This is a genomic window from Vibrio misgurnus, assembly GCF_029635775.1.
GTDB lineage: Bacteria > Pseudomonadota > Gammaproteobacteria > Enterobacterales > Vibrionaceae > Vibrio > Vibrio chanodichtyis.
The window spans coordinates 2,021,996-2,048,294 of the sequence record NZ_CP113241.1 but is presented as its reverse complement, the minus strand read 5'-3'; the positions used below and the strand labels follow the sequence as shown (position 1 = coordinate 2,048,294).

19 protein-coding genes, 1 other RNA gene and 1 pseudogene are annotated in these 26,299 nt (G+C 50.8%); 19 read left to right on the top strand and 2 right to left on the bottom strand.

Annotation, left to right across the window (positions count from 1 at the left end; genetic code table 11):
• Nucleotides 1-103 precede the first annotated feature (103 nt).
• Complete coding sequence (nadC, locus tag OOK74_RS09335; protein ID WP_278182669.1) at nucleotides 104-1,009, bottom strand: carboxylating nicotinate-nucleotide diphosphorylase; 906 nt, start codon at nucleotides 1,007-1,009, stop codon at nucleotides 104-106.
• A gap of 267 nt (nucleotides 1,010-1,276) precedes the next feature.
• Here nadC and ampD point away from each other — a divergent pair, with 267 nt between their 5' ends.
• Entirely contained in the window at nucleotides 1,277-1,831 is a 555-nt protein-coding gene (gene ampD / locus OOK74_RS09330; protein ID WP_278182668.1) for a 1,6-anhydro-N-acetylmuramyl-L-alanine amidase AmpD, read from the top strand.
• 59 nt (nucleotides 1,832-1,890) lie between these two features.
• Here the strand turns inward: ampD and fldB are convergent, their stop codons facing one another.
• Complete coding sequence (gene fldB, locus OOK74_RS09325; protein ID WP_274722832.1) at nucleotides 1,891-2,409, bottom strand: flavodoxin FldB; 519 nt, start codon at nucleotides 2,407-2,409, stop codon at nucleotides 1,891-1,893.
• A gap of 275 nt (nucleotides 2,410-2,684) precedes the next feature.
• Here fldB and xerD point away from each other — a divergent pair, with 275 nt between their 5' ends.
• From xerD to murC, 18 genes and pseudogenes are all read left to right on the top strand, one after another.
• Nucleotides 2,685-3,563, top strand: a complete 879-nt coding sequence (xerD, locus tag OOK74_RS09320; protein ID WP_274722896.1) for a site-specific tyrosine recombinase XerD — start codon at nucleotides 2,685-2,687, stop codon at nucleotides 3,561-3,563.
• 16 nt (nucleotides 3,564-3,579) lie between these two features.
• Nucleotides 3,580-4,341, top strand: a complete 762-nt coding sequence (dsbC, locus tag OOK74_RS09315) for a bifunctional protein-disulfide isomerase/oxidoreductase DsbC (RefSeq protein ID WP_278182667.1) — start codon at nucleotides 3,580-3,582, stop codon at nucleotides 4,339-4,341.
• Nucleotides 4,342-4,408: 67 nt separating this feature from the next.
• Nucleotides 4,409-6,148 carry a single-stranded-DNA-specific exonuclease RecJ gene (gene recJ, locus OOK74_RS09310; protein WP_278182666.1) on the top strand — a complete coding sequence of 580 codons (1,740 nt, stop codon included), beginning with the start codon at nucleotides 4,409-4,411 and terminating at the stop codon, nucleotides 6,146-6,148.
• A 421-nt stretch (nucleotides 6,149-6,569) separates the two neighbouring features.
• Nucleotides 6,570-7,355, top strand: coding sequence for a pyruvate dehydrogenase complex transcriptional repressor PdhR (gene pdhR, locus OOK74_RS09305; protein WP_274722829.1), 786 nt, complete (start codon nucleotides 6,570-6,572; stop codon nucleotides 7,353-7,355).
• A gap of 49 nt (nucleotides 7,356-7,404) precedes the next feature.
• A complete protein-coding gene (aceE, locus tag OOK74_RS09300) occupies nucleotides 7,405-10,080 on the top strand; it encodes a pyruvate dehydrogenase (acetyl-transferring), homodimeric type (protein ID WP_278182665.1) in 2,676 nt (891 codons plus the stop codon).
• A gap of 27 nt (nucleotides 10,081-10,107) precedes the next feature.
• Nucleotides 10,108-11,700: pseudogene (gene aceF, locus OOK74_RS09295) on the top strand (pyruvate dehydrogenase complex dihydrolipoyllysine-residue acetyltransferase); the annotation flags it as partial.
• 262 nt (nucleotides 11,701-11,962) lie between these two features.
• Nucleotides 11,963-13,390 carry a dihydrolipoyl dehydrogenase gene (lpdA, locus tag OOK74_RS09290; RefSeq protein ID WP_274722826.1) on the top strand — a complete coding sequence of 476 codons (1,428 nt, stop codon included), beginning with the start codon at nucleotides 11,963-11,965 and terminating at the stop codon, nucleotides 13,388-13,390.
• A gap of 173 nt (nucleotides 13,391-13,563) precedes the next feature.
• An RNA gene (gene rnpB / locus OOK74_RS09285) (RNase P RNA component class A) lies at nucleotides 13,564-13,965 on the top strand.
• A 175-nt stretch (nucleotides 13,966-14,140) separates the two neighbouring features.
• Nucleotides 14,141-15,091 carry a 16S rRNA (cytosine(1402)-N(4))-methyltransferase RsmH gene (gene rsmH, locus OOK74_RS09280; protein WP_278182663.1) on the top strand — a complete coding sequence of 317 codons (951 nt, stop codon included), beginning with the start codon at nucleotides 14,141-14,143 and terminating at the stop codon, nucleotides 15,089-15,091.
• A 9-nt stretch (nucleotides 15,092-15,100) separates the two neighbouring features.
• Entirely contained in the window at nucleotides 15,101-15,421 is a 321-nt protein-coding gene (gene ftsL, locus OOK74_RS09275) for a cell division protein FtsL (RefSeq protein ID WP_278182662.1), read from the top strand.
• Nucleotides 15,418-17,163 carry a penicillin-binding transpeptidase domain-containing protein gene (locus OOK74_RS09270; protein ID WP_278182661.1) on the top strand — a complete coding sequence of 582 codons (1,746 nt, stop codon included), beginning with the start codon at nucleotides 15,418-15,420 and terminating at the stop codon, nucleotides 17,161-17,163. Before ftsL ends, OOK74_RS09270 begins: the two co-directional genes overlap by 4 nt.
• Before the next feature lie 100 nt (nucleotides 17,164-17,263).
• Nucleotides 17,264-18,751, top strand: a complete 1,488-nt coding sequence (gene murE / locus OOK74_RS09265) for a UDP-N-acetylmuramoyl-L-alanyl-D-glutamate--2,6-diaminopimelate ligase (protein ID WP_278182660.1) — start codon at nucleotides 17,264-17,266, stop codon at nucleotides 18,749-18,751.
• Complete coding sequence (locus OOK74_RS09260) at nucleotides 18,748-20,109, top strand: UDP-N-acetylmuramoyl-tripeptide--D-alanyl-D-alanine ligase (RefSeq protein WP_278182659.1); 1,362 nt, start codon at nucleotides 18,748-18,750, stop codon at nucleotides 20,107-20,109. The genes murE and OOK74_RS09260 overlap by 4 nt, the downstream gene beginning before the upstream one ends.
• Entirely contained in the window at nucleotides 20,106-21,188 is a 1,083-nt protein-coding gene (gene mraY, locus OOK74_RS09255) for a phospho-N-acetylmuramoyl-pentapeptide-transferase (protein ID WP_166014396.1), read from the top strand. Before OOK74_RS09260 ends, mraY begins: the two co-directional genes overlap by 4 nt.
• A 24-nt stretch (nucleotides 21,189-21,212) precedes the next feature.
• Entirely contained in the window at nucleotides 21,213-22,535 is a 1,323-nt protein-coding gene (gene murD, locus OOK74_RS09250; RefSeq protein WP_278182658.1) for a UDP-N-acetylmuramoyl-L-alanine--D-glutamate ligase, read from the top strand.
• Nucleotides 22,536-22,551: 16 nt separating this feature from the next.
• Nucleotides 22,552-23,745: a cell division protein FtsW gene (gene ftsW / locus OOK74_RS09245; RefSeq protein ID WP_278182657.1), complete on the top strand. Its 1,194-nt coding sequence runs from the start codon at nucleotides 22,552-22,554 to the stop codon at nucleotides 23,743-23,745.
• 7 nt (nucleotides 23,746-23,752) lie between these two features.
• The gene (gene murG, locus OOK74_RS09240) at nucleotides 23,753-24,793 is read left to right on the top strand and encodes an undecaprenyldiphospho-muramoylpentapeptide beta-N-acetylglucosaminyltransferase (RefSeq protein ID WP_278183265.1); all 1,041 of its coding nucleotides are present in this window, start codon (nucleotides 23,753-23,755) and stop codon (nucleotides 24,791-24,793) included.
• A gap of 13 nt (nucleotides 24,794-24,806) precedes the next feature.
• Nucleotides 24,807-26,267 carry a UDP-N-acetylmuramate--L-alanine ligase gene (murC, locus tag OOK74_RS09235; protein ID WP_278182656.1) on the top strand — a complete coding sequence of 487 codons (1,461 nt, stop codon included), beginning with the start codon at nucleotides 24,807-24,809 and terminating at the stop codon, nucleotides 26,265-26,267.
• Nucleotides 26,268-26,299: the final 32 nt, after the last annotated feature.

Here is a 26,299-nt window from a genome sequence, read left to right as displayed (position 1 = left end):
TTACCTGCCTTGCTTGCAGCGGCGGCGCAAAAGATTACGAGTCAGTTAAAAAAACGCAGGCACTTTATCGGTGGCCTGCGCGGGATGATGACGGGCTGCGCTGTTAATTGGGCTTGGGATCGGCGCTAAAGCGCATCGAGAGATCGAGCGCTCGCACATGCTTGGTCAGCGCGCCGACCGAAATATAATCCACGCCAGTTTCAGCACACTGTTTGAGGTTGTCTAAGGTGATGTTGCCGGAGTTTTCCAGCTCCGCGCGTCCAGCGTTAATGTTTACCGCTTCACGCATCATCTCAAGACTAAAGTTATCCAGCATAATGATGTCGGCTCCGGCACGGATCGCCTCTTCCAATTCGGCCAAACTTTCGGTTTCCACTTCAACCGGTTTACCAGGGTTAAGCTGCTTCGCGCGAGTCACCGCCTGTGTGATCCCGCCACAGGCGATAATGTGGTTCTCTTTGATCAGGTAAGCATCAAATACCCCAACTCGGTGATTATGGCCCCCGCCGCAAGTGACCGCATATTTTAGGGCGCTGCGTAAACCGGGAATGGTTTTGCGGGTATCGAGCAAACGGCACTGGGTGCCTTGCAGTTCACGCACATAGCGCGCAGTGAGCGTGGCGCAGCCGGATAAGGTTTGGATAAAGTTCATCGCGCTGCGCTCACCGGTGAGCAAAATCCGCGCTGGCCCGGTTAAGGTACACAAGGTTTGGTTGGGCGTAAGCGTATCACCGTCTTGCACATGCCACTCAATATGGACTTGGCCACCGAGCTGTTCAAATACCTGCTGCGCCCATTGTTGGCCGCAAAATACCCCCGCTTCACGAGTGATAATGGTCGCGCTGCTGATCCGATCGGCGGGGATCAGGCTTGCGGTAATATCGGCCGCGGGATCAAGTGTGCCGCCTAAATCTTCTTTGAGCGCGTCGCTGACGCTGCGGGTAATATCGGCCGGCAATTGTTGGGTTAAGTATGCTAGGCGATCTTGGCTGTTGTGAGTCGATTTCATCGCAAGTCGAGGGTCCGTGTTAATGGCTAACTAGGTCATGATACTGACTGTCGGCGAGAAATTCAGCCTTTAATCTCGCATTTCACTTGCCGCACGCTAGAATGGGCACCCTCTGCCAGCGACTTGGCGTTGGTTGTCAGCGGCAAATTTATTCCTAGTCGCGAACAAAGCTAAGCTTTGAATAAAGCTAAGTCGTCAATAAACCTAAGTAGCGAACAAACCCAAGTCGCGAACAAACCCAAGCAGTGAACCTATCAAGGAGCGAGCATGATCGATGCACAAGGCTGGTACCATCAGGCGAGAAAAGTCCCCTCGCCACACTGTGATGCGCGCGGTGATAGTGAAGATATTTCTTTGTTGGTGATCCACAACATCAGCTTGCCGCCCGGTCAATTTGGTGGCCCGTATATTGAGCAGTTTTTTCTCGGCCAATTGGATGCCGAACAGCATCCGTTTTTTAAAGTGATCGCGCCAATCCGCGTGTCGGCGCATTGTGTGATCCGCCGTGATGGTGAAGTGGTGCAGTTGGTGCCGTTTGGTTTGCGCGCGTGGCATGCTGGGGTGTCATCGTTTGCTGGGCGCGCGAAATGCAATGACTATTCGATTGGCATTGAATTAGAAGGCACCGATTTTGTGCCGTACACCGCAGCGCAATATCAGGCGTTGATCACCCTGACTCAAGCGCTGATGGCGCGTTATCCGCACATCACCGTGCCGCGGATTACCGGGCATCAATATATTGCGCCGCTACGCAAAACCGATCCCGGTTTAGTATTTGATTGGCCACGCTTGCGCGCGGGATTACAGGCTAAAGCGCTTTAATCGTTGGTGGCATGGTTTTACTTGGCAGCCTGGCTTTGCGGCATAGATTTGGCCTAGGCTTAAAGCGCGGCGTGGTATTCGCTCAGCACCTGTTCCACCCAAGTGGCGATGCGCTGATCGCTCAATTCATATTGTGAATCTTCATCCAGCGCTAGGCCGACAAAATGACTGCCATCTTCGGTCAAGGCTTTGGAAGCTTCAAACTGGTAGCCCTGATTGGGCCAGTAGCCAAGCAGCTTAGCTCCGCTCTGTTGGATCTGGCTGTGTAGCAGCCCCATCGCATCCAGATACCACTCGCCATAGCCTTCTTGATCGCCTAAGCCGAATAACGCGACGTACTTGTTTTTTAGCGACACGCCAGCGATGTGATCCCATACCGCCCCCCAGTCTTGTTGAATTTCACCGAAATCCCAAGTTGAAATGCCCAGCAACAGCAGATCATAATCATTCATCAAGCTGAGCGGAGCATGTTTGACATTGTGGATATCCACCAGCTCTTCACCAATTATGGCGCGAATTTTCTCGGCTGCCATTTCGGTGTAGCAGGTGCTAGAACCATAAAATAGACCAATCTTCATCAGTTGTTTGTATCGGTTGGGGTAGCAATGGCAAATTCTAACCATAAATATGGGCGCAATGCAGCCAATATCCTGCATCGTGGGCTTTTTTATGTTATACCCGTGCTACTTGCCGCCTAACGGCAACGCCAAGTCGGGCGGGAATTGTTGAGTTAAGAATAAAAACACGCTGTAACGAGACAGCTAAAGCTGAGGACTGTGTGAGCGAAGCCTTATCTATCGATCCCTTATCTATCGATCCCTTATCTGCTGAACCTTTATCGACAGATCTGGGGATGGTTGAACGATTTTTAGATGCGATGTGGTTGGAGCGCGGGTTAGCGGAAAATACCGTCGCTTCTTATCGCAATGATTTGATTAAATTATTAGATTGGATGGCCGAACAGGGCTATCGATTAGATTTCATTAGCTTTGCGGGCCTGCTGGAGTATCAAAGCTGGTTAAGTGAGCAAAATTACCAAGCAACCTCCAAAGCGCGCATGCTATCGGCCATCCGGCGGCTGTTTCAGTATTTGCACCGTGAGCAAGTGCGAGCCGATGATCCGAGCGCACTGTTGATCAGCCCCAAATTACCGGTGCGTCTGCCCAAAGATTTGAGTGAGGCGCAAGTGGAGGCGCTGCTGAATGCACCTGATCCGCAAGCGCCAATTGAGCTACGCGATAAAGCGATGCTCGAATTGTTGTACGCTACCGGTTTGCGGGTCACTGAATTAGTCTCGCTGACCATGGAAAATATGAGCTTGCGCCAAGGGGTGGTGCGCGTGACCGGTAAAGGTGGCAAAGAGCGTTTGGTGCCGATGGGCGAAAATGCCGTGGAATGGATTGAAACTTTTTTACAGCACGGACGGTCTTTACTGTTAGGTGAACGGACTTCAGATATTGTGTTTCCGAGCAGCCGTGGTCAACAAATGACCCGGCAAACCTTCTGGCATCGCATCAAACACTATGCGCTGATTGCGCAGATTGAACTCGATCAACTCTCGCCGCACGTATTGCGGCATGCGTTTGCGACTCATCTGCTCAATTATGGCGCGGATTTGCGTGTGGTGCAGATGCTGCTTGGGCATAGTGATTTATCCACCACACAAATTTATACGCATGTCGCGACTGAGCGGCTTAAACAACTCCACAACGAGCACCATCCAAGGGCTTGAAAATAAGGTGATATTGATGAGCATACTGCGCCGACTAACATGGCTGGCCTTTCCTTTATTGAGCATGGCAGCGGGCGTACAAGCCAGCACTGCGCCATCAAATACTGCGCAACTTGAACAGCGCTTTGCCAAACTCGGCCTGCAAGTGGTGCAGGTCAAACCGGCGGATATTGCCGGTTTACTCGAAGTGCAAACTTCTGGTGGGGTACTGTTTGCTTCCGAAGATGGTCAGCATTTTATTGCGGGCACGCTGTACGCGCTGGATGCTAATGGCGGCTATGTTGATGTGTTGGCGCAGCGTCAAGCTCCGCTGAATGCGCAAAAATTGGCGGCACTGCAACCGAGCATGCTGGAATTTAAAGCGGCCAATGAGCAATACGCGATCAGTGTGTTTACCGACATCTCTTGTGGTTACTGCGTACGCTTGCACAGCCAAATCCAAGAGTACAACGATTTAGGTATTACCGTGCGCTACTTGGCTTATCCTCGCCAAGGGCCGACTGGCCAAGTGGCTGAGCAAATGGCCGCGATTTGGTGCGCCAGCGATCCGAAAGCGGCGCTGCATGAGGCGAAAGTCAATCGTAAAACCATTAGTGCAGATTCGCTGGCCAAAGGTCAATCGCTCGCCCAGTGCCAACAAACCATTGCCCAGCATTACCGACTTGGCCAAGAGTTAGGTATTAGCGGCACACCGGCGATTTTCTTGCCTAATGGTGAGATGGTTGGCGGTTATCTGCCTGCGCCACAGTTGTTGCAACGTCTACAAGCCACTCAATAATCTGTTGTCATCCTTATTGACCATTAATTAAAGGATCAGGCCGAAGGTAACTTTGGCCTGTCATCACATGATAGAAATTCAACGTCGCTCTGCGCCTGATCTTGCGCTGTTACCTGATCACATCGACCCACTGTTACGGCGGCTTTATCTGAGCCGTGGTGTAAGCGATGTAGCACAACTGGAAAAAGCCGCCAAAGCGCTGCACTCATTTAAACAACTGCACGGCATTGAGCGTGCGGTGGAGTTGCTGTTTGCCGCGATTGTCGAGCAAAAACGCATCATAGTGGTGGGCGATTTTGATGCCGATGGTGCGACCAGCTCGGCGTTGTCGGTGTTGGCGCTGAGGATGCTTGGCAGTCGTAATGTTGATTACTTAGTACCAAACCGCTTTGACGATGGCTACGGCTTAAGCCCAGAAGTGGTGGATCAAGCGCTGCAGCGTGGCGCACAGATGATCATGACGGTCGATAATGGGGTCTCTTCGCTAGAAGGGGTGAGTTACGCCAAACAGCAAGGCTTGCAAGTGTTGGTCACCGACCATCATTTACCGGGGCAACAGTTACCGCCGGTGGATGCAATGGTGAACCCTAACTTGCAGCAGTGTGCTTTTCCCTCTAAGGCATTAGCCGGAGTTGGGGTTGCGTTCTATTTGATGATGGCGCTGTGCGTGCATATGCGTCAGCAAGGTTGGTTTGCCGCACAAGGCATGGCTGAGCCTAAATTAATGGAATTGATTGATCTCGTCGCGCTCGGCACGGTAGCTGATGTGGTGCCACTGGATGACAATAACCGCATTTTGGTCCATCAAGGGTTGCAACGCATTCGCGCTGGGCTTGCGCGTCCGGGGATCCAAGCATTGATTGAAATCGCGAAACGTGATGCATCGCGTTTGGTGGCGGCTGATTTTGGTTTTGCGCTCGGGCCTCGGATCAACGCCGCTGGCCGTTTGGATGATATGTCGTTTGGGGTTGAGTTGCTGCTGTGTAACGATATCCACGCCGCAAGGCGCATGGCCAGTGAACTGGATGGCCTTAATCAAACTCGCAAAGAGATTGAAGAGGGCATGAAGCAAGAGGCGGTGGCGTTTTGTGAGCGTTTGCAACTGAGTGACGATCGCGAGCTGCCTTACGGTTTAGTGCTGTTTCAGCGTGATTGGCACCAAGGGGTGATCGGCATTCTCGCTTCACGCATCAAAGAGAAATATCACCGCCCAGTGATTGCTTTTGCGCAAGGCAGTGATGGCAAACTGAAAGGCTCTTGCCGCTCAATTGCTGGGCTGCATATGCGCGATGCACTGGATAAAATTGACACCCAGCATCCCGATATCATCGTTAAATTTGGTGGCCATGCGATGGCGGCGGGTTTAACTATTGAGCCGCAAAACTTTGAGCGTTTTTGTCAGCTGTTTGATCAACTAGTACGCCAAGAGCTGGATGATGCCGCCTTGAAAGGCATTATTCTCAGTGATGGTGAGCTGACGCCGGAACAGTTTTCGCTACACACCGCTGAAATACTGCGCGCGGGTGGGCCGTGGGGGCAAGCGTTCCCTGAGCCACTGTTTGATGGCGAGTTTAAAGTATTGCACCAAAAATTGGTTGGCGAGAAGCATCTCAAATTGATGTTAGAGCCACTGTATAAAGGCTTTGCCAGCAATGTGATGATCGATGGGATTGCGTTTAATGTTGATCTGCGCCGCTGGCCGGATGCCTCGGTCAAAACCGTTCGCTTAGCGTATAAACTCGATATCAATCAATTCCGTGGTAATCAGTCACTGCAATTGATGATCGATCATATCGAAGCCAAATAGATTCATCCGTTTGTGATTTTAAGCATCAGCGGCCTGTTGCCGCTGATCCACAACGCCAAATCATTGAGTTGTGGATACTCCCATTTTGCCATTTCTTTTTCTGCCGTGGGCACTGACTGTCCACGCATTTTGCGCTGAGCAATATCCCCAAATCGCACTCTTGCGAGCAACAAATCCGCTGGTGTTGTCGTTTTCTAGCCCATTAATGCCCCGTTCGTGTGTTTTTTGTAACTGACTCGCTTAATTGTTTTACAGTCTCAATTAAATCTTGTTAGCAAAATGTTTGCTTGGTGGCATTTCCATGATTTGGGTCAATTTTTGGCTGGACAGTGATATTTTAATTATGTTAATTTCTGCAGCAACTTGAAATTGGTATGACCAATTGCCAGCAACAAGAATAAAAGTAGAAGAACAATAAATTATGGCCTATCAAAGGATTCGTCAGCCAAAACTCTCTGATGCGATTGAACAAGAATTGGAGAGATTGATAGTGGAAGGATCACTCTCGCCCGGTCAGCAACTGCCCCCGGAACGTGAGCTGGCCAAGCAGTTTGATGTGTCTCGTCCCTCAATCAGAGAAGCGATACAACGCCTAGAAGCCAAAGGTTTGCTCACCCGCCGCCAAGGTGGTGGTACGTTCGTTAGTGATCGTATGTGGCAAAGCTTTACCGACCCTTTGCTCAATTTATTGTCTAGCCACTCCGAAACGCAGTTAGATCTGTTGGAAGCGCGCCATGCGCTGGAAGGCATCTGCGCTTATTTTGCGGCATTGCGTGGTACCGAACAAGATTTTGCTCAGATCCAACACTGTGCGACTAAGATTGCCGAAACTCAACACGGCAACGATGTTGATCAACACAATGTCGATCAAGAAGCGGAATGTGTTATGGCATTTTTAATTGCCATTACTGAAGCGGCGCACAACGTGGTGCTATTACACATTGTGCGCAGTTTAAGCCCGCTGCTTGAGCAGAATATTCGTCAAAACTTTACATTATTACATCACCGCCCAGCAGCGGTAGAGAAAGTAACTAAGCACCGAGCTAACATTGTGAATGCGATTGTTTCTGGTCAGCCGGAAAAGGCGCGTGAAATGTCCCATTCTCATTTAGCTTATATTGAAGAAACGTTGTTGGACTTGACCCGAGAGCAGACTCGTCGAGAGCGATCTCTGCGTCGAATTCAGCAAGGTAATGCGCCGCAATAAGCGGCCATTGCGATTCAACTTAATCCAACCAACAGAAGGATAGATCGCCATGTCTGACATGAAGCATGACGTAGATGCACTGGAAACTCAGGAGTGGCTTGCTGCCCTTGAATCCGTTGTCCGTGAAGAAGGCGTAGAGCGTGCCCAATACCTGCTTGAGCAAGTATTAGAAAAAGCGCGTTTAGATGGGGTTGATATGCCAACCGGCGTGACCACCAACTACATCAACACCATTCCAGCGGCGCAAGAGCCTGCTTACCCAGGTGATACCACGCTCGAAGGTCGTATTCGTTCGATCATTCGCTGGAACGCGATCATGATCGTGCTGCGTGCCTCGAAAAAGGATTTGGAACTGGGTGGCCATATGGCTTCTTTCCAATCTTCTGCAGCGTTCTACGAGACCTGTTTCAACCACTTCTTCCGTGCGCCTAATCAGCAAGACGGTGGTGACTTGGTTTACTATCAAGGTCATATTTCTCCGGGGATCTATGCTCGCGCTTTCGTTGAAGGCCGCTTGAGCGAAGAGCAACTGGATAACTTCCGTCAGGAAGTGGATGGCAAAGGCATTCCTTCTTACCCACACCCGAAATTGATGCCTGAATTCTGGCAATTCCCAACCGTATCTATGGGTTTGGGACCAATTTCTGCGATTTACCAAGCGCGCTTCCTGAAGTATCTCAATGGCCGTGGCCTAAAAGACACTACCGCACAGCGTGTCTACGCTTTCCTTGGCGATGGTGAAATGGACGAGCCAGAATCACGCGGTGCGATCTCTTTTGCGGCCCGTGAGAAGCTGGATAACCTGTGTTTCCTGATCAACTGTAACCTGCAACGTCTGGATGGCCCAGTGACGGGTAACGGTAAGATCATCCAAGAGCTGGAAGGTCTGTTCCGTGGCGCAGGCTGGAACGTGGTTAAAGTGATCTGGGGTAACGGCTGGGACAAACTGCTGGCCAAAGACACCAGCGGTAAACTGCTGCAACTGATGAACGAAACGGTTGATGGCGATTACCAAACGCTCAAATCGAAAAATGGCGCGTATGTGCGTGAGCACTTCTTTGGTAAATACCCAGAGACAGCTGCGCTAGTGGCTGATATGACTGACGATGAGATCTTCGCACTGAAACGCGGTGGTCATGAAACATCGAAAGTGTACGCGGCGTACAAAAATGCCCAAGAGACCAAAGGTCGTCCAACCGTGATCCTAGCCAAAACGGTCAAAGGTTATGGCATGGGTGAAGCGGCGGAAGGTAAGAACATTGCCCACCAAGTGAAGAAGATGGATATGACCCATGTTCTGGCGATGCGTAACCGTCTTGGCTTGCAAGATCTGATTTCTGATGAAGAGATCAAAAACCTGCCTTACCTGAAGCTAGATGAAGGCTCAAAAGAGTACGAGTACCTGCACGCACGTCGTAAAGCGCTGCACGGTTATACCCCTGCGCGTCTGCCTAACTTCACTGGCGAATTCGTGGTGCCAGCGCTGGAAGAGTTTAAGCCGCTGCTGGAAGAGCAGAGCCGTGAAATTTCTTCAACTATGGCCTATGTCCGTTCGCTGAATATCCTGCTCAAAGATAAGAACATTGGTCAGAATATTGTGCCGATCATCGCTGATGAAGCGCGTACTTTTGGTATGGAAGGTCTGTTTCGTCAAATTGGTATTTACAACCCACATGGTCAGAACTACACCCCACAAGATCGCGATATTGTTTCTTACTATAAAGAAGCGACGTCAGGTCAGGTACTGCAAGAAGGTATCAACGAGCTGGGTGCGATGTCCTCTTGGGTTGCGGCAGCAACCTCATACAGCACCAACAACTTGCCGATGATCCCGTTCTACATCTACTACTCGATGTTCGGTTTCCAACGCGTTGGCGACATGGCATGGATGGCGGGCGACCAACAAGCGCGTGGCTTCCTATTGGGTGCGACAGCCGGCCGTACCACACTGAATGGTGAAGGTCTGCAGCATGAAGATGGTCATTCGCACATTCTGGCGGGTACCGTTCCTAACTGTATCTCTTACGATCCAACCTTCGCTTATGAAGTGGCGGTTATCCTACAAGACGGTATTCGCCGCATGTATGGTGAGCAAGAGAACGTGTTCTACTACCTGACGGTGATGAACGAAAGCTACGCTCATCCTGCGATGCCAGTGGGTGCTGAAGAGGGGATCCGTAAGGGGATCTACAAGCTGGAAAGCTATTCGTCTCAAGGAAAGGCGGGTGACAAAGCCAAAGTGCAACTGATGAGCTCAGGCACGATCATGAATGAAGTGCGTAAAGCCGCGCAAATTCTGAGTGCAGAGTACGGTGTTGCATCGGATGTTTACTCAGTGACCTCATTCAACGAATTGGCACGTGATGGCCAAGCGTGTGAGCGTTTCAACATGCTGCACCCTACCGCGGATGCGCAAGTGCCTTACATCGCACAAGTGATGGGTAGTGAGCCTGCGATCGCAGCGACCGACTACATGAAGAACTACGCGGATCAAGTACGCGCATTCATTCCAGCTGAGTCTTACAAAGTGCTGGGAACCGATGGTTTCGGCCGCTCAGACAGCCGTGAAAATCTGCGTCGTCATTTCGAAGTGAATGCTGGCTACGTGGTTGTCGCAGCGCTGAATGAATTGGCTAAACGTGGTGACGTGGAGAAGTCTGTGGTTGCAGATGCCATCAAGAAATTCGACATCGACCCTGAAAAAACCAACCCGCAGTACGCTTAATTGAAGGAAGGAAACGTAATGACAATCGAAATTTATGTACCTGACATCGGTGCGGATGAGGTTGAAGTCACTGAGATTCTGGTCAAAGTTGGCGACCAAGTGGCGGAAGAACAATCGCTGATCACAGTGGAAGGCGACAAAGCATCAATGGAAGTGCCTGCTTCTCAAGCGGGCATCGTGAAAGAGATCAAAGTCGTGGCGGGTGACAAAGTGTCTACTGGCTCGCTGATCATGGTCTTTGAAGCAGAAGGTGCAGCAGCGGCTGCACCAGCTCCTGCGCCTCAAGCAGAGGCACCTGTTGCTGCGGCTCCAGCCGCCGCGGCACGCAAGGAAGTACAAGTGCCAGACATTGGCGGTGATGAAGTTGAAGTGACTGAAATCATGGTCAAAGTGGGCGATGTGGTGGCAGAAGAGCAATCACTGATCACCGTTGAAGGTGATAAAGCGTCAATGGAAGTACCCGCGCCTTTTGCTGGCACGGTCACCGAGATCAAAATTGCCGCTGGCGACAAAGTCTCAACTGGCTCGCTGATCATGGTATTTGAAGTGGCGGGCGCAGCACCCGTCGCGGCTCCAGTAACGGCAGCTGCGACCCCAGTTGCTACTCCGGCCCCGGCTACTTCAGCGCCAGCAGCAGCGCCAGTCGCTGCAGCAGCACCGGCCGCCAGTGGTGAGTTTAAAGAAAACCATCAGTACTTACATGCCTCACCTGTAGTGCGTCGTTTAGCACGTGAGTTTGGGGTTAATCTTGAGCAAGTAAAAGGCTCTGGACGTAAGAACCGCATCTTAAAAGAAGATGTACAGCTTTACGTCAAAGAAGCGTTGAAACGTTTGGAATCTGGTGCGCAAGCGGCGGGTAAAGGTGACGGCTCGGCGCTCGGCTTACTGCCTTGGCCAAAAGTGGATTTCAGCAAGTTTGGTGATACCGAAGTGCAACCACTGTCGCGCATCAAGAAAATCTCTGGTGCTAACTTGCACCGTAACTGGGTGATGATCCCGCACGTAACCCAATGGGACAACGTGGATATCACCGAGTTAGAGAAATTCCGTCAAGAGCAAAATGCGATGGAAGCCAAGCGTGATACCGGAATGAAAATCACGCCATTAGTGTTCATCATGAAAGCAGCGGCGAAAGCGTTAGAAGCTTTCCCAGCGTTCAATGCTTCTTTGTCTGATGATGGCGAAAGCTTGATCCTGAAGAAATATGTCAATATCGGCATTGCGGTCGATACTCCGAATGGTTTGGTGGTTCCTGTGTTTAAAGATGTCAATAAGAAAGGCATCTACGAGCTATCGAAAGAGCTGGCGGAAGTTTCGAAGAAAGCGCGCGCCGGTAAACTGACGGCGGCGGATATGCAAGGCGGCTGTTTTACTATCTCTAGCCTCGGTGGCATTGGTGGTACTGCGTTTACGCCGATCGTTAACGCACCAGAAGTAGCGATCCTTGGCGTGTCTAAGTCGGAGATGAAGCCGGTGTGGAATGGCAAAGAGTTTGTGCCACGTCTGCAATTGCCACTGTCGCTGTCTTATGATCACCGCGTAATCGACGGTGCGGAAGGTGCTCGCTTTATCACTTACTTGAATGAGAGTCTGAGCGATATTCGTCGTTTGGTACTGTAAGCGAGTTTTCGGGTGGTGTAAGCCACCCGATCTATTGGTTCTCTCGCAATTTGACGCTGCAAGCTTGCTAGGTTGAATTGTTGTTTCGCTCACAGGCTACATGGATTGACTTTGCACACCATTAACATCTCGTTAAACTGTTACGGTCTGCAAGTCAGCGTGTTAGATGATTGGTTTGCCATTCTCGTTGCGGTAGGTTAAATCACACCACGAGAGATAACGCCCATCAGCCTGTTAGGGATATTGACTACAAGAGGTCGCAATGAGCAAAGAAATTAAAACCCAAGTCGTGGTGCTAGGTGCCGGTCCCGCCGGATATTCCGCCGCATTTCGTAGTGCAGATCTAGGTCTGGATACCATCATCATCGAACGTTACAACACGCTAGGTGGTGTATGTCTTAACGTTGGTTGTATTCCTTCTAAAGCACTGCTGCACGTAGCCAAAGTGATTGAAGAAGCCAAAGCGTTGGCTGAGCACGGTATCGTATTTGGTGAGCCAAAAACAGACATTGATAAAGTTCGTCTGTGGAAAGAGAAGGTGATCACTCAGCTGACCGGCGGTCTGGCTGGAATGGCGAAAATGCGTAAAGTGAATGTCGTCAATGGTTACGGTAAATTCACTGGCCCGAACACCATTGAAGTGCAAGGCGAAGACGGCACCACTGTGGTGACTTTCGAGCACGCGATTGTAGCTGCAGGTTCACGTCCTATCAAATTGCCATTCATTCCGCATGAAGATCCACGCATTTGGGATTCAACCGATGCGCTGGAATTGAAGCAAGTTCCGGGCAAACTGCTGATCATGGGCGGTGGTATCATCGGCCTAGAAATGGCGACCGTTTACCACTCACTCGGTTCTAAAATTGATGTGGTTGAGATGTTTGACCAACTTATCCCAGCGGCGGATAAAGATATGGTTAAAGTCTATACCAAACGCATCAAAGACAAATTCAACCTGATGTTAGAAACCAAAGTCACCGCGGTAGAAGCGAAAGAAGATGGGATCTACGTGTCAATGGAAGGTAAGAGTGCGCCAGCTCAGCCTGAGCGTTACGATGCGGTTCTGGTTGCGATTGGTCGTGTGCCAAACGGTAAACTGCTGGATGCTGAGAAAGCGGGTCTGGAAGTGGATGAGCGCGGCTTTATCCATGTGGATAAGCAAATGCGTACCAACGTTGCGCACATTTTCGCGATTGGTGACATCGTAGGTCAACCGATGCTCGCCCACAAAGGGGTGCATGAAGGCCACGTGGCAGCCGAAGTGATCTCAGGGAAGAAGCACTACTTCGATCCTAAAGTGATCCCATCGATTGCTTATACTGAGCCAGAAGTGGCTTGGGTAGGTAAAACTGAAAAAGAAGCGAAAGCGGAAGGGATTAACTACGAAGTGGCGACTTTCCCGTGGGCCGCTTCTGGCCGTGCGATCGCTTCTGACTGTGCGGACGGCATGACTAAGCTGATCTTCGATAAAGAGACTCACCGTGTGATCGGTGGTGCTATCGTCGGTACTAACGGTGGTGAACTGCTGGGCGAAATCGGTCTAGCGATCGAAATGGGCTGTGATGCAGAAGACATCGCACTGACCATTCACGCTCACCCAACGCTGCATGAGTCGGTTGGTCTGGCGGCGGAAGTGTTTGAAGGTACGATTACTGACCTGCCAAACGCCAAAGCGAAAAAGAAAAAATAATGCCTGATCTATGCGGTTAACTTTCCGCGTTTGATTGAAGAAACCGCTGCTGGCAGCGGTTTTTTTTCGTCTCCGCTTCCTGATTGGCGGCAAAGTAAGCAGTTAAAGCGAGATTTGAGCTGCTGACCGATTGTTTCTGGACTCTGTTCACACTTCCCGCTACAATCCGCCGCGGAGTTGACTGGGTAGTCGCTGCCTTATTGACGTCCCTTGGCCTTGTGTCAGGGAGACTGATAAGGGGGAGGAAAGTCCGGGCTCCAGAGAGCAGGGTGCCAGGTAACGCCTGGGGGGCGCAAGCCTACGACAAGTGCAACAGAGAGCAAACCGCCGATGGCCTCTCCTTCGGGATAGGATCAGGTAAGGGTGAAAGGGTGCGGTAAGAGCGCACCGTGCGACTGGCAACAGTTCGTAGCAGGGTAAACTCCACCCGGAGCAAGACCAAATAGGCCTCCACATAGCGTTGCTCGCGTTAGGAGGCGGGTAGGTTGCTTGAGCCAGTGAGTGATTGCTGGCCTAGAGGAATGGCTACTACCGCGCAAGCGGAACAGAACCCGGCTTATACGTCGACTCCACCTATTGCAGACCCATCATAGCCTTGTGTTATGGTGGGTTTTTTGCTTTTTGCTGACTCAGGTAACAGCAAAACCATTAAACTTAGCGCAAAGTCACGTCCTGTAACGCTTATAGTTAGCGGTAGTGTCTGAAATCAGTACACTATATGGCGGGTATGCCCAGCACAACGAGAAAATCATGACTGCATCTTTCCAACACATCTCAGTACTCCTTAACGAATCGATTGAAGGATTGGCGATCAAGCCGGATGGGATCTACATCGACGGTACCTTTGGCCGTGGTGGTCACAGCCGCAGCATTCTCGCCCAGTTAGGCCCACAAGGCCGTTTGTACAGTATCGACCGTGATCCACAAGCGATTGCCGAAGCGCAGAAAATCGATGATCCGCGTTTTACCATCGTCCATGGTCCTTTTTCTGGGATTGCAGAATACGCACAGCGTTATGATTTAGTTGGAAAAGTTGACGGCGTGCTGTTTGATTTAGGCGTGTCTTCACCACAGTTGGATGATGCCGAGCGCGGTTTTAGCTTTATGAAAGATGGCCCGCTGGATATGCGTATGGATCCGACCAGTGGTATGCCGGTTTCTGCTTGGTTAGCACAAGCGGATCTGGATGATATTACTTGGGTGATCCGCGAGTTTGGCGAAGATAAACATGCGCGCAGAATTGCCAAAGCGATTGTCGAATACCGCCAAAACGAGCTTAATGAGCCGTTAACCCGCACCAGTCAATTAGCCAAGCTGATCTCCGAAGCGGCACCAAAGAGTTTTAAAGAGAAAAAACATCCGGCCACCCGCGCTTTTCAAGCTTTTCGGATCTACATCAACAGTGAATTAGAAGAGATTGATACCGCGCTGCGTGGTGCGAGTGAAATTCTGGCTCCGCAAGGGCGTTTGTCCGTGATCAGTTTCCATTCGTTGGAAGATCGCATGGTGAAGCGCTTTATGCGTAAAGAGAGCCAAGGTCCAGTAGTACCCCATGGTTTGCCACTGACTCAAGTGCAGATCCAGGCCCTCGGTAGCGCCAAGATGAAAACCGTCGGTAAAGCGCTCAAACCAACCGATCAAGAAGTTGAACTTAACCCGCGTTCACGCAGTTCTGTGCTGCGCGTGGCGGAAAAGCTGTAGCAGGTTGCTATGCCTCGTCAGTCACCGCCGAATTTGGCTAAATTAATTGCCCTCGACCTACTCACCGTAGGTCGGCTGTCTTTATTGTTGCTGCTGCTGATTTTTAGCTGCGCGATGGCGGTGGTATTTATGACTCATCAGGCCAGACAAGCGATCAGCGCTAAAGACCAAGCGTTTATGGAGCGTGAACGGCTTGATAATGAGTGGCGCAATTTGATTTTGGAAGAAACTGCTCTATCGGAACATAGCCGAGTGCAACAATTGGCGAGACAAGATCTGCAGATGCAGCGTCCAGACTCAGAAACCGAAGTCGTGATCAATCTTAAATGAACAACAAAACTGCCCGAGCCAAATCAGCCAAAGTCTCGCCTAAAGTGAGCTCTACTCAGCCTGAGCCAGTTTTTATCCGCTGGCGCTTTTATCTGCTACTGTTTTTTGTGTTGATCGCTTTCTGTGCCTTGGTGGCACGGGTGGCGTATATCCAGATCATTGAGCCTGATAATCTGATCCGCGAAGGGGATTTACGCTCAATTCGCGCCAAAACCTTACCTTCCGCGCGCGGTATTATTTCCGATCGTAATGGCGAAGCATTAGCGGTGAGCGTGCCAGTGGAAGCGGTATGGGCCGATCCGGTCGACATCTATAAAAAAGGTGGCTTGGTCGATAAAAAACCGTGGCATGCCTTGGCTGATGTGCTCGGATTAGATCGACAAGAGATGATCAAAAAAATTGAGGATAACCGCACGCGACGTTTTATTTATTTGCAGCGCCAAGTCAGCCCCGCGATGGCTAACTATATTCGTGAACTGAAATTGACCGGAATTGGCCTTAAAGAAGAGTCTCGGCGTTATTATCCAGCCGGTGAAGTGAGTGCTCATCTAGTTGGAGTGACAGGGATTGATGGTGCCGGGCTTGAGGGGATCGAGCGCAGCTACAACAACACTTTGACCGGCGAGTCAGGCAAGAGCGTGATCCGCAAAGATAAAGATGGTCGGGTGGTAGAAAATATTGCGCTAGAAGAGCGCGAGCAGGGCAAGCCGTTACAATTGACCATCGATCAGCGCTTACAAGCGATCGCTTTTCGTGCCGTCAAGCAGGCGATGGTTGATTATCGTGCCACCTCGGCATCGGCGGTGATGTTGGATGTCAAAACTGGCGCGGTATTGGCGATGGTTAATGCACCATCTTATAACCCGAATAATCGTAATGACTGGCAAAGTTTTAAAATGCGTAATCGGGTGATCACCGATGCCTTTGAACCTGGCTCGACGGTTAAGCCTTTTGTGGTGCTGGCGGCGTTGGCCAATGGCATCGCCGATAAAAATACCGTGATTGATACCGGTGATGGCACCATGCAAATTGGTGGCAGTCGAGTGCGTGATACTTCTAAAGTGGGGAAAGCTGACTTAACCCTAATTTTGAAAAAATCGAGCAATATCGGCGTGGCGAAATTAGCCTTAGAGATGCCGCTGGAAGCTTTGCTTGGTATGTACAGTTCGGTCGGACTAGGCGAAATGTCTAGCTTGAATTTGGTTGGTGAAACGGCGGGGATTTTCCCCAATCGCCGCCGCTGGTCTCCGTTTGAAATTGCCACCTTATCGTTTGGTTATGGACTGGCGATCACTCCAATCCAACTTGCCCACGCCTATGCCACGTTGGGTAATCATGGCAAATATCAGCCAATCCACATTATTAAAGGCGATCAGCCTGCTCCTGCGCGCCAAGTGGTGGAGCCTAAATACGTCAAGCAAGTGCTAGAAATGTTGGAAACCGTTACCCAACCGGGAGGCACTGCTACTCGCGCTGCCGTACCGGGTTATCGGATTGCAGCCAAATCGGGCACTTCGCGTAAAGCGATTGCGGGCGGATATAGTGATGAATATTTTGCCTATACCGCTGGTGTCGCTCCGGTGAGTAATCCCAGAATTTCGTTGGTGGTGATGGTTAATGAGCCGCAGGGCGATTCTTATTATGGCGGTGCGGTGGCGGGGCCGGTTTTTTCCGAAATTATGAAAGGTGCGTTACAGATCCTCAATGTCGCGCCGGATGAAAACCGCTTCCAAGCCAGATAGTTTGATTATCTTTTGGCTAGATTCCTAAAGCAGAAACACCTCAAATTGGCCGCGTTGTGTCGAGCTCGCGGTCCGAATAAAGCATAGTGTGAGAGGGAACATGAACACGCATAAAGCGCTCTTTGAACTGATCGCTCCTTGGTTAGAGCTGAGCGACGCACATTTGGCGGCACAGCCCATCACTCATTTAGAGCTGGATAGCCGCCAGATCAAAGCGGGTGATACGTTTGTCGCGATTCAAGGCCATGCCGTTGATGGTCGGCATTATATTCAGCAAGCGATCGCGCAAGGTGCCGCGTTGGTATTGGCTGAGGCGGATGCCAAGCATGCCCACGGTCAGATTGAATATTGCCAGCAAGTGGCCGTGATCTACTTGGCTGAGCTTGGTTTGCACTTATCTGAGTTGGCTGGGCGTCTGTATGGCGGTCATCACAATCAATTGATTGCGGTGACGGGTACCAATGGCAAAACCACCATTAGCCAATTGATTGCGCAGTGGCTTGAGTTATTAGGCCATCAAGCGGCGGTGATGGGCACCACCGGCAATGGTTTTTTAAATGCACTTGAACCAGCGGCGAATACCACGGGTAATGCATTACAAATTCAAGCCAGTCTGCGTGATTTCGCCGAGCGCGGCGCGCAGTACACCGTACTGGAAACCTCTTCGCACGGCTTAGTGCAAGGGCGAGTCAAACAGCTTAATTTTGTTGCCGGGGTATTTTCTAATCTCACTCGTGACCATCTTGATTACCACGGCACTATGGAGGCTTACGCGCAAGCGAAATTCTCTCTATTTAGTGAGCATGCTTGCCAACGTTCTATCATCAATGTCGATGATGCAGTGGGTGCGCAATGGGTCAAACAGTTACCCGATGCGATTGGGGTTTCGTTGCTAGCACAACCAAGCACCGCGCAAGGGATTTGGGCGCGCCAAGTGCAATACACCGAAAGCGGTATCACGCTCAATTTTGAGAGTAGTTGGGGCGAGGGCGAATTGCACGCTCCGCTCATCGGTGAGTTTAATGCGTGTAATGTCTTGCTCGCTCTGGCGACCTTGCTCAGCTTAGGTTTTGACAAAAGTGCTTTGTTGGCGAGCGCGCCACAGCTGCGCCCTGTCTTAGGCCGCATGGAACTGTTTCAACGTGCGCAGCGTGCCAAAATCGTGGTCGATTATGCCCATACACCGGATGCATTAGAAAAAGCGCTGCGTGCTTTGCGCGTGCATTGTGCCGGACAATTGTGGGTGATTGTGGGCTGTGGTGGCGATCGCGACCGTGGTAAACGGCCATTGATGGCGGCGATGGCTGAGCAGTTTGCCGATCGAGTGATCCTCACCGATGACAATCCACGCAGTGAAGCGCCGCAAGCGATTGTGGCCGATATGCTGGCTGGACTTGCTCATCCCGAACTCGCTCATATTGAACATCACCGTTTTCAGGCCGCGAGTTATGCGCTGCAACAGGCCAGTGCACAAGACATTATTTTGCTCGCGGGCAAAGGCCATGAAGATTATCAGGTGCTGGCTCAGCAAACGATCCACTATTCAGATCGGGAAACCGCGCAACAGTTATTGGAGTTACCATTATGATCCGCGTGATGCTTTCACAGCTCTGCACTCTCCTTAATGCGCGCCTCGTTGGCGAAGATCGCGCGATCAGCGCGGTCTCGACCGATAGCCGCAACATTCCAGCTCAAGCGCTATTTGTCGCTTTGGTTGGCGAGCGTTTTGATGCGCACGATTTTGCCGCTCAAGCGGTGACCGGCGGCGCGGTTGCCTTACTGGTTGAGCGTGAGCTAGCAAGTGAGTGCTCGCAACTGGTAGTTGCGGATACCAAACAAGCGTTAGGTCAACTGGCGGCTTGGGTACATGCACAATGTCATACCCCCACCGTGGCGATCACTGGTAGTTGCGGCAAAACCACGGTTAAAGAGATGGTCGCGAGCATTTTAAGTGCCAAAGGCCAAGTGCTGTATACCCAAGGTAATTTTAATAATGATATTGGTGTGCCGCTCACTTTGCTGCGCTCAACCGAAGCGGATGATTATGCGGTGATTGAGCTGGGAGCCAATCATGTGGGGGAAATTGCTTACACTACTAGATTGGTTAAGCCGGATGTGGCATTGGTCAATAATGTCGCGGCGGCACACCTGCAAGGTTTTGGCTCTATTGATGGGGTTAAACGTGCCAAAGGTGAAATTTATCAAGGTTTAGCCGCTGGTGGGGTCGCGATTGTCAATCGAGATAGCCAAGGTGGCGAGTACTGGAACAATGTATTAGCCGATAAACAAGTGACAACTTTTTCTATGGTCGATCACAGCGCTGACTTTTATCCACGTGATGTGCGGTTAAATGCGCACGGAGTGGCTAGTTTTAGTTTAGTGACGCCACAAGGCGCGGTTGATGTCGAGCTTGGCATTATTGGTCAACACAATGTGGCTAATGCACTGGCCGCCGCTGCGTTAGCACAACAGATGGGCGCGAGCTTGACCGAAATTGCTCAAGGCTTAGCGGAGCTTGCCCAAGTCAAAGGTCGGGTTGATCTCACACAACTGCGCGGCGATATTCGCTTGATTGATGACAGCTACAACGCCAGTGTGCCGGCGATGCAAGCGGCGATTAATCTGCTCGCTAGCTTTTCGGCAGTGCGCTGGTTAATTTTGGGCAATATGGCGGAGTTAGGTGACGAAAGCCTTGCACTTCACCAACAAGTCGGTGAACATGCTGCACCCTTTGGTTTTGAGTTTGTCCTGACTTATGGTCAGGATGCAAAAGTGATCAGTGATCGGTGCCAAGGCCATCACTTTGCTACCCATCAAGACCTACTAGCATTTATTGAGCAACATATAGAACAACAACAGGGTCGCGCTCAAGTGCTGTTGGTTAAAGGTGCCAACAGTGCCGGAATGAGTAAGATTGCGGCTGCTCTTAAGGAGAAATTTGCATGATTATTTGGCTTGCTGAACTGCTCCAGCCATATTTTTCTTTTTTTCGTCTATTTGAATATCTGTCATTTCGCGCGATTGTCAGCATTTTAACCTCATTGGCGATTTCCTTGTGGATGGGACCGCGTCTGATTAAGCGTTTGCAGTTGCTGCAAATTGGTCAAGTGGTTCGCAGTGAAGGACCAGAATCGCATTTTAGTAAACGCGGTACCCCAACCATGGGCGGCGTCATGATCCTTGCTGCGATTGTGATCACCGTGTTGCTGTGGGCCGATCTCTCCAATCCTTATGTCTGGGCGGTACTCACGGTATTGCTCGGTTACGGTGCGGTCGGTTTTGTGGATGATTACCGTAAAGTGGTGCGCAAGAATACTGATGGCTTAATTGCTCGCTGGAAATATTTCTGGCAATCAACCATTGCGTTAGTGGTGGCGTTTGCGCTGTATGTACATGGCCAAGATACTGCGGCCACTCAACTGGTGGTGCCTTTCTTTAAAGAGGTGATGCCCCAGCTCGGTTTAATGTACATCGTGCTGACCTATTTTGTGATTGTTGGCACCAGTAATGCGGTGAACTTGACCGATGGTTTGGATGGTTTAGCGATCATGCCAACCGTATTAGTGGCGGCTGGATTTGCGGTGATTGCTTGGGCGACTGGTAATGTCAATTTTGCTAATTATCTACACATCCCTTACATCCCGCACAGTTCGGAATTGGTGGTAGTGTGTACCGCAATGGTCGGTGCTGGGCTAGGCTTTTTATGGTTTAACACCTATCCGGCGCAAGTGTTTATGGGCGATGTCGGCGCATTAGCATTAGGCGGTGCATTAGGCACGATCGCGGTATTGGTGCGTCAAGAATTTGTGCTGGTGATCATGGGCGGCGTGTTTGTTATGGAAACCCTCTCGGTGATTTTACAGGTTGGTTCGTACAAACTGCGCGGGCAGCGTATCTTTCGCATGGCGCCTATCCACCATCACTACGAATTAAAAGGCTGGCCTGAGCCGCGCGTGATCGTGCGTTTTTGGATCATTTCGATTGTGTTGGTATTGATTGGCTTAGCGACCCTCAAGGTTCGCTAAACTGGCTTAAGGATGTAAATTTCCATGGATCGTTGGCAAAACATACAGCATGTGGTGGTGGTTGGGCTCGGTATTACTGGGCTATCGGTCGTCAATTATCTGCGCAAATACCATCCGTCAGTGACCGTGCAGGTGATCGATACTCGCGCAACACCAGCGGGGCAAGAGCAACTTTCGCCTGACGTTGCACTGCATCGTGGCGGTTGGAATCTTGAGTGGTTGCTCAATGCCGATTTAGTGGTCACCAATCCAGGTATCGCGCTGGCGACAGCGGAAATCCAACAAGTACTGGCCGCTGGAATTCCTGTGGTCGGCGATATTGAACTGTTCGCTTGGCATGTGGATAAGCCAGTGATTGCGATCACTGGCTCGAACGGCAAAAGCACCGTGACCGATTTAAGCGGTGTGCTGGCCAATGCCGCTGGTGTAAAAACAGCGATTGGCGGCAATATTGGTGTTCCGGCGTTGGATCTGCTCGCCCCTGAGGTCGAGCTGTATGTGCTGGAGCTATCAAGCTTCCAATTAGAAACTACCTCTAGCCTAAAACTGAAAGCGGCCGCGTTTCTCAATCTTTCTGAAGATCATATGGATCGCTATCAAGGCATGGCCGATTACCGCCAAGCCAAACTGCGCATATTTGATCATGCTGAAACCGCAGTGGTGAATGCCGATGATCCGCAAACTTTACCTGATCAGACCGATCACCTTAAGTTGGTCACTTTTGCGGTTGAGCAGCCAGCACAATTTAGTGTGGCGAAGCGGCAAGATCGTGAATATCTGGTGGCCGGTGATCACGCGCTATTGGCGACTGATGAGCTGAGTTTGGTCGGGCGACATAATGTGGCGAATGTACTGACCGCGCTCGCTTTGCTTGATGCGGCCGGAGTGGATTACCATTTGGCTTTGCCTGCGCTTAAATCTTACACCGGTTTGAGCCATCGCTGCCAAGTAGTGGCCGACAAACATGGGATCCGCTGGGTTAACGATTCAAAAGCGACCAATGTAGCCAGTACTTTAGCGGCCTTGTCTGGGCTGCACATCCAAGGTCAATTATATCTCTTGGTCGGTGGTGTCGGTAAAGGTGCGGATTTCACACCGTTAGCGCCAGTGCTCGCGACTTTGCCAGTGCATTTGTGCTGTTTTGGCGTTGATGGTCAGCAATTTATGTCACTACATCCCACTGCGCGTTTTTATGACTCGCTGGAAAGCATCATCGATACCCTGCGCCCACAGTTAAAAAGTGGCGATATGGTGCTGCTGTCACCGGCGTGTGCCAGTTTTGATCAGTTCAAAAACTTTATGGCGCGGGGAGATCGCTTTGCTCAACTCGCTCAGCAATACGCATAACGATAGGTAACTTAGCTTGTCTGTAGCCCAAACTGTCACCGCACTGCGCACTTGGTTGAGCTCTCGTTCACCCAAGGCGCTGTTTGATCGTCAATTGGTGTGGATTACCTTTGGTCTGATGTTGATCGGTTTGGTAATGGTGACTTCGGCTTCGTTTCCGATCAGCTCGCGGCTGACCGATCAGCCATTTCATTTTATGCTGCGCCATGCACTGTTCTTACTGCTGGCGCTGCTCACCTCCAGTGTGGTGCTGCAAATCCCGTTAGAGCGCTGGATGAAATACAGCTCGCTGCTGCTCGGCTTTTCGTTCTTTTTACTGATCGTGGTGTTAGCTGCGGGTAAATCAGTCAACGGTGCATCGCGCTGGATCCCACTGGGTATCTTTAATTTACAGCCCGCTGAAGTGGCTAAACTATCGCTGTTTATTTTTATGTCTGGTTATCTGGTGCGCAAGCACGATGAAGTCCGGCAGACGTTCTTTGGCGGCTTTTTAAAACCGATCATGGTGTTTGGTGCTTTGGCGGTATTACTGCTCTTTCAGCCTGACTTAGGTACCGTGATCGTGATGCTAGTGACCCTGTTTGGCATGCTATTTATTGCTGGGGCTAAGTTGTCGCAATTTTTGGCGCTAATGGTAGCCGGAGTGCTAGCAGTAGTCGCGCTGATTGCTATCGAGCCTTATCGAGTGCGGCGAGTGACTGCGTTTTTAGATCCGTGGGAAGATCCGTTTGGCAGTGGTTATCAGTTGACGCAATCGCTGATGGCGTTTGGCCGTGGCGAATGGTTTGGGCAAGGTTTGGGCAATTCGATCCAAAAACTAGAATACCTACCAGAAGCACATACCGACTTTGTCTTCGCGGTGTTAGCCGAAGAGCTAGGTTTTGTCGGTGTGGTGTTGGTGCTGATGTTGATTTTCAGTCTGATCTTAAAAGCGATGTTGATTGGTAAAAAAGCCTTTCAGTACGATCAGCAATTTGGTGGTTATCTGGCGTTTGGGATTGGGATTTGGTTTGCGTTTCAAACCTTGGTTAACGTTGGTGCAGCCGCGGGTATGGTACCAACCAAAGGTTTGACCTTACCGCTGATCAGTTACGGCGGTTCCAGTTTAATTATTATGTCCGTGGCGGTATCGATTTTACTGCGCATTGATTATGAATGCCGTTTAGCCGAGCGCCACACAGCAGAAGAAAGCATAGTCGATGAACAGTAAAAAATTGATGGTGATGGCCGGTGGTACTGGTGGTCATGTATTTCCGGGTTTAGCAGTGGCAAAGCAGTTGCAGCAACAAGGTTGGCAGATCCGCTGGTTAGGCACTGCGGATCGCATGGAAGCGGATTTGGTCCCCAAACACGGTATCGACATTGATTTTATTCAGGTCAAAGGGTTGCGCGGCCAAGGATGGGTTAGTTTGCTGAAAGCTCCCGTGCAAATCGTTAACGCGATTTTACAAGCGCGTCGTCATTTGCAGGCTTATCAGCCCGATGCAGTGCTTGGCATGGGCGGCTATGTCAGTGGCCCGGGCGGGATTGCAGCTTGGCTACTCGGTATTCCGCTGGTGTTGCATGAGCAAAATGCGGTGGCAGGCCTGACTAATCAGTGGCTAGCGAAAATCGCTCGTCGTGTTTTTCAAGCTTTTCCTGGCGCATTTCGCAATGCGCCGGTGGTCGGTAATCCGGTGCGCCAAGATGTGGTCCAGCTTGCGAGGCCGGAACAACGTTTTGCCGAGCGCAGTGGCGCGCTGCGAATTTTGGTGATGGGCGGCAGTCAAGGTGCGCGCATTTTGAATCAAACCATGCCTGCGGTGATGGCCGCGCTTGGCGAGGGTTACCAAATTCGCCATCAAGCGGGTAAACACAATCAGCCAGCGGTAGCCGATGCTTATGCACAAGCGGGGATCGCTGACGCGCAAGTGACCGAGTTTATCGATGATGTCGCCGAAGCTTATGGCTGGGCCGATCTGGTGATTTGCCGCTCTGGAGCGCTGACCGTTTCGGAAGTCTCGGCCGCAGGGCTAGCGGCGATTTTTATTCCCTTCATGCATAAAGATCGCCAGCAAGCGCTGAACGCTGATCATTTGGTGGCTTGTGGTGCCGCGCAAATGATTGAGCAGCCCGATCTGAGTGTGGAAAAACTGGCTCAGGCCGTGCGCGATTTGGATCGCGCTCGGTTATTATCCATGGCCCACAAAGCTCGTCACGCGGCGAAATTAGATGCAGATAAGGTGGTGGCTGAGGCAATCATCGCCATCACCCAATAATGAGAACAGAATTATGACGATTAAACATACCCAAGACCTCGCGCAAATTCGCGCTATGGTGCCAGAGATGCGCCGCGTGAAAGCGATTCACTTTATCGGTATTGGCGGGGCTGGGATGAGCGGGATTGCAGAGGTGTTGCTTAATGAAGGCTACCAAATCTCTGGCTCTGATTTAGCGGCCAATCCTGTCACAGAACGTTTAGCGCAAAAAGGCGCGACCATTTTTATTGGTCATGCAGAGCAAAATGTGGCGCATGCCAGCGTGGTGGTGGTTTCAACCGCGATCAATGAACAGAACCCAGAAATTCAAGCCGCCCGTGAAAAACGCATTCCGATTGTGCGCCGGGCTGAAATGTTGGCCGAGCTGATGCGTTTTCGTCACGGGATAGCGGTGGCTGGTACTCATGGTAAAACTACCACCACCGCGCTGGTCACGCAGATTTATTCTGAAGCCGGATTAGATCCTACCTTTGTGAATGGTGGTTTGGTAAAAAGCGCTGGTACCAATGCACGCTTGGGCTCTAGCCGAATTTTGATTGCCGAAGCCGATGAAAGCGATGCTTCCTTCCTACATCTGCAACCGATGGTGACTATCGTCACCAATATTGAAGCGGATCACATGGACACTTACGGCGGTGATTTTGACAACCTGAAACAGACCTTTATCGATTTTCTGCATAACCTGCCGTTTTATGGTCAAGCGATTGTTTGCATTGATGACCCGGTGATTTGCGAGATTATTCCGCGTATTAGCCGCCAAGTGATCACCTATGGTTTTGCGCAAGATGCTGATGTACGCATCGAAAATTATCGTCAGCTTGGTCAGCAAGGTCAATTTACGGTGGTGCGTAAGGGCAAAGCCAATTTGGATATCACCCTGAATATTCCAGGTCGACACAATGCACTCAATGCCGCGGCCGCGATTGCGGTGGCGAGTGAAGATAACATTAGTGATGAGGCGATTTTACGCGCGATGGCCAATACCCAAGGTACTGGCCGCCGCTTTGATCACCTCGGTGAATTTGTTACCGGTAATGGGGTTGCGATGCTGGTGGATGATTACGGTCACCATCCGACAGAAGTGGATGTCACCATCAAAGCCGCTCGCAATGGTTGGGCTGATAAACGCTTAGTGATGATTTTCCAACCGCACCGTTATACACGTACTCGCGATCTGTATGATGATTTTGCGAACGTACTGGAACAGGTGGACGTCCTGATCATGCTGGATGTGTACTCGGCAGGCGAAAAACCGATTGCAGGTGCGGATGGTCGCTCGTTATGTCGTACCATTCGTAGTCGTGGCAAAATTGACCCGATTTTTGTTGCCGATAGTCACACCTTGCCTTCGGTGTTGGCTAACATCTTGCAAGATGGTGACTTGGTACTGACGCAAGGTGCGGGCGATGTTGGGAAAGTAGCCAAACATTTAGCTGCGTTAGAGCTCAATATTGCGCGTATGCAAGCAATATAAGCAACCTTATGGGTGTCTCATTGGTGAATTAC